Here is a 13,975-nt window from a genome sequence, read left to right on the forward strand (position 1 = left end):
GATTCAGAAAATGGCCGCGGGTCAGACGCTTACGCTGCCGTCCGGTGGGTCGGACTACGTTTTCTCGAAGACGGAGGTCTGGTCCGGGATCCGGGGCAACGGCACCCGCGGTGTCGTGCTCAGCACGCAGGGCCATACCCTCGCCGTCACCAGCCTCGACCACATCACGGGCGGCGCCAATCCCCCTTACGGCGCCAGGGGCGACGTCGTCACGCTGGCGGCCGCCGGCGGAAACACCATCAAGGTCGGCGGCCTGGAGACGCTGATCGGCAGCGCCGGGCGCGACCGTGTGCTCATCTCGTCGACCGGCACCACCATGGCGGTGGAGTCGATCGAGACCATCATCGGCGCCAGCACCGGGACCAACCTGCTCCTTCTGAACGACACCGCCGGCAACACCATGTCGGTGGCGTACATCAAGTCGATCGCCGGCAGCGACGGCAAGGACGTCATCACCTTCGGCGCCGACGGCCAGATCGGCACGACGACCGTCATCAAGAACATCGAAACCATCGTCGGCACGACCGGCGTCGACTTGATCGCGACGATGGGGGGTGGGGCGAACACCGTTCTCGTCCAGGGCGTGGAGGCGTACATCGGCAGCGCCCAGCTGGCGGACGTCATCCGGCTGACCTCCGGCGGCAGCACCATCGGCGTCGCCTACGCCGACACGCTGATCGGCACCGCCGGCTACGACATCGCGACCCTCGCCTTCAAGACCGGGACCGTAAACCTCCTGGCGGCGACCGGCACCCTCGCCGTGTCGATGATCGACCACGTCGTCGGCGGCACCGGCAGCCGGACCGCGGCCGTGCTGCTGGACGTCGGCAACACCGTCACCGTCTCCAGCCTCAACACCGTGATCGGTGGCAGCGGCCACGACGTCATCACCATCGACCTGCGCGACGGCACCCCGGTGGTGGGCGTCGGCCCGGTGGCCTGGAACACCACCGGCAGCACCATGCAGGTGTCGCAGGTGGAATCCATCGTCGGAAGTTCGGGCAACGACCTGGTCATGGCCCTGGACAACGCCGGTTCGACGCTGGCGGTGTCGGCGGTGGAGTCCGTCGTCGGGAGGATCGGCACCGATGTGCTGACCCTGACGAACGGCGGCAACACCGTCGCCGTTGAGGCCCTGGAGACGGTGGCCGGCGGCAGCGGGATCGACACCGTCTCGGTGCGCACCACGCGCGGGACGACCATGACGGTGAGCGCCGTCGAAACCGTCATCGGCGCCGCCGGCCTCGACGTGGTGACCTTCACCGACACCGCCGCGACGATCCACGTGTCGGGCATCGAGACGGTCTACACACCCGGCCAGACGCTGGAGCTCGGTGGCGCCGACACCGTCCTGACATTCCCCAACGCCGTGTCGGTGCCGTCCGCACCGATCCTCGGCGCGGCTTCCGACAGCGGTGCGCTGGGCGACGGCCTGACCAGCGTCGCCCGGCCGACGCTGACCGGAACGGCCGACGCCCGCGCCGTGGTCACCCTGTACGGCAACGGCACGGCGCTGGGCACGGCGACCGCCGGGGCCGACGGGGCGTGGGGGATCACACCCGCCGATGCGCTGACTGACGGGACCTGGACGCTGGTCGCCCGGGCAAGCAGCGGCGCGGCGCAAAGCGAGGCGTCGCCGGCGCTGACCGTGACCATCGACACCACCGCCCCGGCGGCACCGTCGGCCCTGGAGCTGACCGCCGCGACCGACACCGGCGTCTCGTCCAGCGACGGCATCACGCGCACCACCGCCCCGACCGTGCAGGGTTCGGCGGCGCCCGGCAGCATGGTCGGCCTCTACGACGGCGGGCAGTTCCTCGGCGCGGCGACCGCCGACGGGCTGGGCGCCTGGTCCTTCGCCACGCCGACCCTGGCGTCGGGCCTGCACACCCTGACCGCGACCGCGGTCGACGCCGCCGGCAACACCAGCGTGGCGTCGGCCGGCCTCGTCGTCACCGTCGACGGTGCCGCCACCGCCCCCACCGGCCTGGCCCTGGCGACCGCCTCCGACACCGGCACCCTCGGCGACGGCCTCACCGCCACCGGGGCGCCGACCGTCACCGGGACGGCCGAAGCGTTCGCGGTCGTGACGCTGTTCAAGACCGGCACGGCGCTGGCGTCGGCGACCGCCGACGCGTCGGGCCTGTGGCAGGCGACCCTGGGCGCGCTCGCCGACGGGGCGCACGCGCTGACCGCGCGCTCGGTCGACCGCGCCGGCAACACCAGCGCCGAGTCCGGCGCGTTCACCGTCACCATCGACACGACGCCGCCGCCGGCGCCGTCCGCGCCGGCCTTGACAGCGGCCTCCGACAGCGGTGCGTCGGACGGCGACCGCCTCACCAACATCGCCACGCCGACCTTCACCGGGACCGCCGAGCCGGGCGCCGTCGTCGACCTGATGATCGCCGGGTCGCCGACCCCGGTGGGCTCCGCCACCGCCGACGGCGGCGGGGCATGGACCATCACCGCCACCACGGTGGCGGACGGCACCCACAGCTTCGCCACGCGCGCCCGCGACCTCGCCGGCAACACCCGGGACGGCGCGGGAACGCTGTCGGTCACCATCGACACCGCCCCGCCCGACGCGCCGGGCGGCCTCGCGCTCACGCCCGGCACCGACAGCGGGTCGAGCACCAGCGACGGCGTCACCCGGATCACCGCCCCGACGGTCACCGGCACCGCCGCCGCCGGCAGCACCGTGGCTCTGCGCGACGGCGGCGTCCTGCTGGGCACGACCACCGCCAACGCGCAGGGGTCGTGGGAGCTGGCCGGCACCACGCTGGCGGTCGGCCCCCACACCCTGACCGCCACGGCCACCGACGCCGCCGGCAACCTCAGCGTCTCCTCCGCCGCCCTGATCGTCACCATCGACACCGCCGGCGACACCCCGGCGATCGTCGGGCTCGCCCCGGGGTCGGACACCGGAACCGCCGGCGACGCCATCACCCGGCAGTCGTCGCCGTCCATCGTCGGCACCGCCGAGTCCGGGGGCCTCGTCTCGCTCCACGAGGGTGCGCAGCTGCTCGGCCAGGTCGTCGCCGGTGCCGACGGTGCCTGGACGGTGACCGCATCGGGCCTCGACGGCGGCGCCCACACCCTGACCGCCAGCGTGGTGGACGCCGCCGGCAACACGTCGACCCCCAGCGCCGCCGCGGTGGTCACCGTCGACCTGGTGGCGCCGGGCGCCCCGGTGGCGCTGGCGCTGGCCCCCGCCTCGGACACCGGGACCGCCGGCGACGGCCGGACCCGGATCACCACGCCGACGATCACCGGCACGGCCGAGGCCGGCAGCCGGGTCGACCTCTACGACGGGGCGACGCTTCTCGGCTCCGCCACGGCCGACGCCACGACCGGCGCATGGTCGGTCACCGCGTCCGCCCTCTCCACCGGCACCCGCACCCTGACGGCCCGCGCCGTCGACGCCGCCGGCAACACCGGCGCGGCCTCCACCACCCTGACGGTGATCGTCGACACCGTGTCCGACCAGCCCGGCGGGCTGGCGCTGGCCACGGCGTCCGACAGCGGCGCGTCGGCCGCCGACGGGGTGACCCGGGTCACCGCGCCCACCGTGACCGGGACGGCCGAGGCGGGCGCCGTCGTCAGCCTGTTCAGCGACGCCGCCGCCGTCGGCACCGCCACGGCCGACGGGTCGGGCCGCTGGTCGATCACCGCGTCGGCGCTGGGCGACGGCACCCACGCCCTGACCGCCAGTGCCGTCGACGTCGCCGGCAACACCAGCGCGGTGTCGTCGGCCCTGTCCGTCACCATCGACACCGCGGCCCCCGCCCTGTCGACGATCACCGCCGATGCCGACCAGGAGACGCCGACCGTCACCGGCACCGCCGAGGCCGGTGCCGTCGTCACCCTGTACGACGGCACCGGCGGCGGCGCCGCCGTGCTGGGGGTGGCGACCGCGGACGGCGGCGGCGCGTGGTCGATCACCACCCCGGACCTGGCCGGCGGCACCTATTCCCTGACGGCGCGGGCCCGCGACCTGGCCGGCAACGAGGCGGTCCAGAGCACCTCGGTCACCGTGACCGGCCGCATCGGCATTCCCGGGTCCCTGGTGCTGTCGACCGATTCCGGCGTGTCGGGCAGCGACCGCATCACCAACACCGCGTCCCCGGTGGTCACCGGCACCGCCCAGGCGGGCGGCACCATCACCCTGGCCAGCGACCTCGGCGTGACGCTGGGCTCGGCGACCGCCGACGGCAGCGGCCTCTGGACCGTGTCGGCCTCGGCCAGCCTGGGCGACGGCACCCACACCCTCAAGGCGTCGGGCGAGCACAACGGCACGGCGCTGGGCCTCTCGGCCGGTTTGACGGTCACCATCGACACCGCCGGCCCCGGGGCCCCGGCCGGGCTGGCCCTCCAGCCCGCCTCGGACACCGGCCCCTCCGCCACCGACCGCATCACCGCCACCACCACGCCGACCGTCAGCGGCACCGCCGAGGCCGGCAGCGTGGTCACCCTGTTCGGCAGCGACGGCGTCACCGCCCTCGGCACGGCGACGGCGTCCGAGGCCGGGCTGTGGGAGGTCACCAGCGGCGCGCTGGCAGCCGGCGACCACACGCTGACCGCCTCGGCGGTCGACGTCGCCGGCAACACCGGGGCCGCGTCCTCCGCGCTCACCCTGACCATCGACACCGCCGCCCAGGTGCCCGGCGCGCTGGCCCTGGCGACGGCCGCCGACACCGGGCAGACCGGCGACGGCATCACCGCGGTCTCCGCCCCGACCGTGCAGGGCACGGCGGAGGCCGGCGGCGTCGTCACCCTGTACAAGGACGGTGCTGCCGTCGGCACCGGCACCGCCGACGGCACCGGCGCGTGGTCGGTCACCACCGCGGCGCTGGGAAGCGGCACCCACGACCTCACCGCCCGGCTGGTCGACGTCGCCGGCAACACCAGCGATCCGTCGGGCGCGCTGCGCGTCGTCATCGACCTCGCCGCGCCCGGCGCCCCCGGCGCGCTGGCCTTCGACCCCGCCCTCGACAGCGGCACCGCCGCCGCCGACGGGCTCACCAGCGTCGCCACCCAGCCGGTGACCGGCACGGCCGAGACCGGCAGCACGGTGGTCCTCTACGACGGTGCGTCGGCCGTCGGCACCGCGGTCGCCGGCGACGGCACCTGGACGATCACCGCGCCGCCGCTGGCCGAGGGCCCGCACACCCTCACCGCGCGCGCCGTCGACGTGGCCGGCAACACCAGCGCCGCCTCGGCGGCCTTGACCGTCACCATCGACACCGCGACGCCGGCACCGTCCGGCCTCGGCCTGGCCGCCGCCGCCGACACCGGCCTGTTGACGAACGACGGCCGAACCACAGCGACGACGCTGCCGCTGACCGGGTCGGCCGAGGCCAACAGCGTCGTCTCGCTGTTCGACAACGGCTCGTCGGTGCCCCTCGGCACCGCCACCGCCGACGCCAACGGCGCCTGGTCCTTCACCGCCGTCGGCATGGCCGAGGGCGCCCACACCGTCACCGCCACCTCCGTCGACCGTGCCGGCAACACCTCCGCCGCCGCCGGCTCGCTGACGGTGACGGTGGACCTCACCCTCGCCGACCCCGGTGCGCCGGGCCTGGCCCCGGCGTCCGACACCGGGACCGCCGGCGACTTCCTGACGCGCCTGCTGGCGCCGGCGATCACCGGCACCACCGAGGCCGGCTCCCGGATCTCCCTCTACGACGGCGCCAACTTCGTCGGGATGGGGACCGCCGACGGGGGGGGCGTCTGGTCGATCGAGGCCGCGCTCGGTGCCGGCAGCCACACGCTGTCGGTCCGGGTGGTCGACGTGGCCGGCAACAGCGTCGACGCGTCGGGCACGCTGGTCGTCACCATCGACGCCACCGCCCCCACGGCGCCGACCGTGCCGCTGCTCGACCCCGCCTCGGACACCGGCGTCTCGGCCGCCGACGCCCTGACCCGGACGACGACGCCGACCCTGACGGGCACCGCCGAGGCCGGCAGCGTGGTCCTGCTGACCGACGGCGCCGCCACGGTCGGCACGGCCACCGCCAGCGGAACCGGCGCCTGGACCATCGTCGCCACCACCCTGGCCGACGGCGCCCACACCCTGGACGCGCGCGCCGTCGACGCCGCCGGCAACACCAGCGCCGCCTCCGCCGCCCTGGTGGTCACCATCGACACCACCACGCCGGCGCCCAGCGGCGTCGCGGTGACGGCGGCCACCGACACCGGCCGCTCCGCCAGCGACGCGGTGACCCGCACCGTCGCCCCGGCCATCGCCGGCACCGCCGAGGCGGGTGCGGTGGTGTCGCTGTACGAGGACTCCACCCTGCTGGGCGCGGCGACGGCGAGCAACGCCGGCCTGTGGTCGATCACCACCCCGACCCTGGCCGAGGGGGCGCACACCCTGTCCGCGGTCGCCATCGACCGCGCCGGCAACAGCGCCACCGCCGCCGCCGTCCTGACGGTCACCGTCGACGTCAGCGTCGCGCCGCCCACCGCCCCCGCCCTCGCCGCAGGGTCGGACACCGGCCGGGCCGACGACGCGACGACCCTGACGGACCGGCTGACCCGCGACACCACGCCGACCCTGACCGGCACGGCGGAAGCGTGGGCGGCGGTCACCGTCTACGACGGCGCGACCGCCGTCGCGGCGACCACCGCCGACGCCTCGGGCGTGTGGTCGGCTGACACGGCGACGCTGCACAGCGGCGAGCACACGCTGGTCGCGCGCGCCGTCGACCCCGCCGGCAACAGCTCCGCCGCGTCGGCGACGCTGACCATCACCGTCGACACCGTGGCGACCGAGCCCTTCGACCTCGCGCTGGCCACCGGGTCGGACACCGGCATCTCGACGACCGACGGGCTGACCCGCCTCGCCAGCCCGGTGGTGGCCGGCACGGCGGAGGCGCTCAGCGTCGTCACCCTGTACGCGGGCGCGTCGTCCATCGGCACGGCGACGGCCGACGCGGCCGGCGGCTTCTCCGTCACCGCCGGACCCCTGGCGGCCGGCGACCACACCCTGACCGCGGTCGCCGTCGACCGCGCCGGCAACACCTCGTCGGTCTCGGCCGCCCTCAGCGTGTCGGTGGACCTGACGACGGCCACCCCCAGCCTGGCGCTGGCGGGTCAGTCCGACAGCGGCGTGTCCAGCGGTGACGCCATCACCAACAGCGCGTCGCCCTTCCTGCTCGGCACCGCCGAGACGGGCGCCCGGGTCACCCTCTACGACGGCGCCACGGCGATCGGCACCGCCGACGCCGGCAGCCTCGGGGCGTGGTCCGTCGCCGCCCCCGGCCTGACCGAAGGGGCCCACACGCTGACCGCCGTGGCCGTCGACCAGGCCGGCAACACCTCGTCCGCCTCCACCGCGGTGACGGTGGTCATCGACCGGACGGCGGCGGTGCCGACGCCGGCCCTGGCGACCGCCTCCGACAGCGGGGTGAGCGGCGACGACACCACCCGGGACTCCACCCCCGACATCGCCGGCACGACCGAGCCGGGCGGCTACGTCGCCCTGTACGAAGGAACCGTGCTGCGCGGGTCGACGACCGCCGACTCCGCGGGCCTGTGGACCATCACCTCCGGCCAGCTCGGCCACGGCGCCCACACCCTGACGGCGGTGGGCAGCGACGCCGCCGGCAACACCAGTGCGGCCTCGTCGCCCCTGGTGGTCACCGTCGACACCATCGCCCCCACCGCCCCGTCCGGGGTGGCCCTCGCCACCGGATCGGACACCGGCGCGTCGGCGACCGACCGGCTGACCCGGATCGCCACGCCGTCGGTGACCGGCACCGCCGAGGCCGGCGCCACCATAACGCTGTACGACGGCGCCACCGCCATCGGCACCGCCACCGCGGCCGGCACCGGCGCCTGGACCGTGACCGCCGGGGGGTCGCTGGCCGACGGGGTGCACGGGCTGACCGTCACCGCCACCGACGCCGCCGGCAACACCGGCGCCGCCTCGGCGCCGCTGTCGGTGACCGTCGACACGACGACGGCGGCGCCGTCGGGGTTGGCGCTGACCGCCGCCTCCGACAGCGGGCGCTCCACCGCCGACGCCATCACCTCCGCGACCACGCCGACCGTCACCGGCACCGCCGAGGCGGGCAGCGTGGTCACCCTCTACGAGGGCGCCGCCGCGCTGGGCAGCGCCACCGCCAACGGCCTCGGCGTGTGGTCGGCGGTGGCGACGCTCACCACCGGGGCCCACACCCTGACCGCGGTGGCGGTCGATGCCGCCGGCAACACCTCGACCGCGTCGGCCGGGCTGACCGTGACCGTCGACACGACGGCCGCACCGCCGACCGGCCTGGCGCTGGCCGCGGACGGCGGCGTCTCCAACACCGACCGGCTGATCGCCACGGGCAGCCCGGTGATCACCGGCAGCGCCGAGGCGGACAGCGTCGTCCAGCTCTACGCCGGCGGCAATCTGCTGGGCGCGGTCACGGCCGACGGCGCCGGCGCATGGTCGATCACCAGCAGCGCCTTGGGCTCCGGCGTCCACACCCTGACCGCCCGGGCGATCGACGTCGCCGGCAACACCAGCGCCGCCTCCACGGCCCTGACGGTCACCGTCGACACCACCGCCCCCGGGGCGCCCGGCGGGCTGACCGTGACGGCGGCCTCCGACACCGGCCTTTCCTCCGCCGACGCGGTCACCGCCGCCACCACGCCGGCCGTCACCGGCACGGCCGAGGCGGGCAGCATCGTGACCCTCTACGCGGGCACGACGGCGCTCGGCAGCGCCACCGCCGACGGCGGCGGCTCGTGGACCATCGTACCGACGGCGCTCGCCGGGTCCGAGGCGGGGACGCCGCACACCCTGACCGCCCTGGCCCAGGACGCGGCCGGGAACACCAGCGCGGCCTCGGCGCCGCTGACCGTCACCATCGACACCGCCGGCGCCGCGCCGACCGCCCTGGCCCTGGCGCCCGCCTCCGACACCGGGATCGCCGGCGACCTGCTGACCTCCGTCACCGAACCGACCATCGTCGGCCGGGCCGAGGCCGGCAGCGTCGTCACCCTGTACAGCGGCAGCGTCGGCACCACGCCGCTGGGCACGGCGACCGCCGACGCCACCGGGGTGTGGTCGATCACCACCGCGACGCTGGCCGGCGGGACCGGCACGGCGCACACGCTGCTGGCCACCATCGTCGACCTCGCCGGCAACACCAGCGCGGCCTCGGCGCCGCTGACCTTCACCATCGACACGGTCCCCGACGCCGTCTCGGTGACCTTGACCGCGGCGTCCGACAACGGCACGTCGAGCACCGACCGCATCACCTCGGTGGTCACCCCGACCTTCACGGGGACGGCCGGCTCCGGCCGCGAGGTGGTCGTCAAGGACGGCGCCACCGTGCTGGGCACCGTCACCGCCAGCGGCTCCGCCACGGAGAACGCCACCGGCTCCTGGACCTTCACCGCCGGCACGCTGGCCGGCGGCACCCACACCATCACCATCGAGTCGGAGGACGGCGCCGGCAACCAGGCCACCGACGGCGTGACGGTCACCATCGACCTCGCCGCCGACGCGCCGAGCGGCCTGGCCCTGGCCGCCGGGTCCGACAGCGGCCGGAACACCACCGACACCCGCACCCGCCTGACCACCCCGACGCTGACCGGCACCGCCGAGGCCGGCAGCGTGGTGACCCTCTATGACGGCGCCGCCTCGATCGCCACGGCGACCGCCAACGCGCTGGGCACCTGGAGCGTCACCACCCCGGTGCTGGCCGCCGGGTCCCACACCCTGAGCGCCACCGCGGTCGACGTCACCGGCAACACCAGCGACCCGTCGACCGCGCTGGTCGTCGAGATCGACACCACGGCGGCGGCGCCGACCGGCCTCGCCCTCGATCCCGCGGCCGACAGCGACAGCGGCGCCACGGGCGACGGCGTCACCCGGATCACCAGCCCGCGCATCACCGGCACGACCGAACCCGGCGACGTCGTCATGCTCTACGACGGCACGGCCCAGATCGGCGTCGCGACGGCGAGCGGCGCCGGCGCCTGGTCGATCCAGGTCAGCGGCCTGGCCGACGGCAGCCGCACGCTGACCGCCCGGTCCATCGACATCGCCGGCAACACCAGCGATCCGTCGGCGCCGTTGGTCGTGGTCGTCGACACCGCCGCCCCCGCCGCGCCGACGCTGGCGCTGGCGTCCGGCTCCGACAGCGGCGCGCTCGCGGACGACCGGCTGACCAACGTCACCACCCCGACCGTGACCGGAGCGGTCGAGGCGAACGCCGTCGTCCACCTCTACGCCGGGGCGAGCCTGGCCGGCACGACCACCGCCGACCCCGCCGGCGCCTGGACCATCACCGCCAGCGCGCTGGCCAGCGGCGCGCACCAGCTGACCGCCGTCGCGGTCGACGTCGCCGGCAACACCGGCGCGGCGTCGGCGGTGCTGGCGGTGACCATCGACACGGGCTCGGCGGCGCCGACCGAGCTGGCGCTGGCCGCCGGCAACGACAGCGGCCGCGCCGCCGACGACCGGATCACCAGCGCCGCCGCGCCGACGGTGCTCGGCCGGGCCGAGGCGGGCAGCGTCGTCACCCTGCGCGATGGCGCGACCGCCCTGGGGTCGGCCACCGCCGACACCTCCGGCGTGTGGAGCGTCTCGTCGGGCAGCGTGCTCGGCGACGGCTCCCACACCCTCACGGCGACCGCCGTCGACCCGGCCGGCAACACCAGCGTGGCGTCGAGTGGGCTGGTGGTGACGGTCGACACCGCGGTCGCCGCGCCGACCGGTCTGGCGCTGGCCACCGGCTCCGACACCGGAGGCTCCAGCAGCGACCGGCTGACCGCGGTGGCGACCCCGACGCTCACCGGAACGGCGGAGGAGCTGAGCGTCGTCACCCTGTACGACGGCGGGGCGCTGGTCGGCCAGGTCACCGCCGGAGCCGACGGCGCCTGGACCATCGCCGCCAGCCCGCTGGCCGAGGGAACCCACACCCTGACCGCGGTGGCCCAGGACGTCGCCGGCAACAGCGGTGCGGCCTCGGACGCCCTGGTGGTCACCGTCGACCTCACGGCGGCGCCCGCCGTGGTGTTCATGGACACCGCGTCCGACCGGGGCGCCGAACCGGACGACGGCCTGACCAACCTGGCCACGCCGACCTTCTTCGGCACCACCGAGGCCAACAGCCTGGTCACCCTCTACGACGGCGCGTCGGTGACGGGCACCACCACGGCCGACGCCTTCGGCAGCTGGACCCTCGTCTCGACGCCTCTGAGCGAGGGCCTGCGCCAGATCTCCATCGCCGCGGTCGACCCGGCCGGCAACACCGCCACGGCGTCGGTGGCCCTGCAGCCGACCATCGACACCACCGCGCCCACGGCGCCCGCGTCGGTGGCGCTCAGCGCCGACAGCGACAGCGGCACGGCGGGCAACGGCATGACCAACGTCGCCACCCCGGCCCTGACCGGCCGGGCCGAGGCGAACAGCCACATCCTGCTGCTCGACGGCGCGACCCTGGTGGGCGAGGCCGACACCGACCCGCTCGGCGACTGGTCGGTCTCCGCGTCCACCCTGACCGTGGGCGCCCACAGCCTGACGGTGCACGCGGTCGACGCCGCCGGCAACACCTCGTCGGCCAGCGCCCCGCTCACCCTGACCATCACCCCGCTGGCGACGGCGCCGACGGTGGGGCTGGCGGCCGCCTCCGACACCGGCACCCTGGGCGACAACCGGACCAACAGCACGACCCCGGACCTCACCGGCTCGGCGATGGCGCTGTCCGTGGTCACCCTCTATTCCGGCGTCACCAGCGTCGGCACGGCGACCGCCGACGCCAACGGTGTGTGGACCTTCGCGGCCGGCGGCCTGACCCCGTCGCAGCGCACCCTGACCGCGGTGGCGCAGGACGTCGACGGCGTCACCTCCGGCCAGTCCGCGGCCTTCACCTTCACCGTCGACACCACCGCGCCCGCGGTGGTCACGCAGAGCCCGGCGCAGAACGCCACCGGGGTCGGCCCGTCGGCCAGCCTGGTCCTCACCTTCGACGAGGCGGTGCTGCGCGGCACCGGCTCCATCGTCGTGAAGCGGACCAGCGACGACGCCGTGGTCGCCACGGTTCCGGTCAGCGACACCGCGCGGGTGGCCGTCTCCGGCAGCACCGTCACCGTGACCACCGGGGTGACCCTGGCCTACAGCACCGCCTACACCGTGGAGATCGCCGCCGGGGCGGTCACCGATGCGGCTGGCAACGCCTTCGCCGGCGTGACCGGCACCGCCTTCGCGTTCACCACCGGCGCCGAGCCGGCGTCGTCCGGCGGCGGCGGCGGCGGCACCACGACCCCGACCACGGTGGACGGGGTGACCATCGGCACGGGCACCGTCAGCAACGGAGACGGGACCACGTCGCAGACCGTGGTCGTCCCCGTGGTCACGGGCAGCCGCGCGGACTCCGTCGGCAACAACGACGTCGCCGACATTCCCCTGGTCACCGTCGCCGGCGAAAGCCTGCTCACAGTCCAGGTCCCGGTCGGGGTCGGCCTGACGGCGTCGGGATCGGCCGCCCCGAAGGCGGCGGGCACCTCGCTCAGTGACCTCATCCGCGAGATCCAGGCCCACACGGCGGAGGGGTCGTCGGACCGCGACACCCTCACCTCGGGCGGCAGCGGCTTTCTCGGCGGCCTGCCCACCGACGCGCCGCTGGTGGTGCAGACCATCGTGCCGACCGTGGAAACGGGTGCCACCGGATCGGGCCAGCCGCTGGTGATCGCCGGCACCCCGACCGCGACGGGCGGGGTGCGCACGGCGCTGGTGGTCGACACCCGCGGCATGCCCGCGGGCTCGACCATCCTGCTTCAGAACGTCGAGTTCGCGGCGGTCATCGGCGCCGTGCGGGTGACGGGCGGCGCCGGGTCCCAGACGGTCTGGGGCGACAGCGAGGACCAGTACATCGTCCTGGGCGCCGACGACGACACCCTGCACGGCGGCGGCGGCAACGACTTCGTCGGCTCCGAGGCGGGCGACGACGTGCTGTACGGCGACGCCGGCACCGACACGGTCACCGGCGGCATCGGCAACGACGTCCTGTTCGGCAACCAGGGGATTGACCTCGCCTACGGCAACCAGGGCGCCGACACCCTGTTCGGGGGCCAGGACGCCGACACCCTGTTCGGCGGGCAGGACGGGGACGCCGTCTACGGTGGCCTGGGCGAGGACCTCCTCTACGGCAACCGCGGCCGCGACACCCTGCTCGGCGACGGCGGCCGGGACGGGCTCTACGGCAACCAGGACGAGGACGTCCTCTACGGCAACCGCGGCGACGACGCGCTCTATGGCGGCGAGGCGGCGGACACCCTGTTCGGCGGCCAGGGCGCCGACACGCTGGTGGGCGGCAAGGGGGCCGACGTCCTCCATGGCGGCGAGGGGGCGGACGTGTTCCGCTACACCGACCTCGCCGACGGCGGCGACCGCATCGTCGACTTCACCAGCGGCGTCGACACCGTGGTGGTCTACAGCCCGAACTTCGGCAACCTGGCGTCGGGCACCCTGTCGGCCGGCAACTTCGCGCTGGGCAACCCGCGCGACGCCGATGACTTCTTCGTGTTCGACACCAACACCGGCGTGCTGTCCTTCGACGCCGACGGCTCGGGGGCCGGGGCCGCGGTGACCATCGCCACCTTCGACACCCGCACCCTGCGCGCCTCGGACATCGTCCTGGCGTCGGGGCCGTAAGGAGACCATGGCCTGAGTTGTTGACCGCCAGACTGGGCCGGCCCGAAAGCCGACACTGTGCATTCCGCGACCCAGCGTGCTCACGACATGAACCTGGAAACCATCGCTCCCCTGAGTGATGATCCCCTTTGTGCTGCGCGCCCTGGCCGCACAATCAGCGGTGACGTCCCAGGGCGTGGTGTAGCAGCGCGTTCGCCGGGGCAGGTCCGCAGGTCGGCGTAGCCGGCCGGAGGGCCTGCCCCGGCGGGCGGTCATCGTGGTTCTTCGGTACAGTCTGGTCACCACAACTCAAACCCTTACCGAGGGTGACCACGATGACCG

1 protein-coding gene is annotated in these 13,975 nt (G+C 75.2%); it reads left to right on the plus strand.

Annotation, left to right across the window (positions count from 1 at the left end; all coding sequences use genetic code 11):
• Positions 1–10 precede the first annotated feature (10 nt).
• Entirely contained in the window at positions 11–13,654 is a 13,644-nt protein-coding gene (locus AC6H2I_RS23315; protein WP_497503149.1) for an Ig-like domain-containing protein, read from the plus strand.
• The last annotated feature ends 321 nt before the right edge of the window (positions 13,655–13,975 follow it).

It is taken from the genome of Azospirillum sp. NS33 (genome assembly GCF_059703765.1).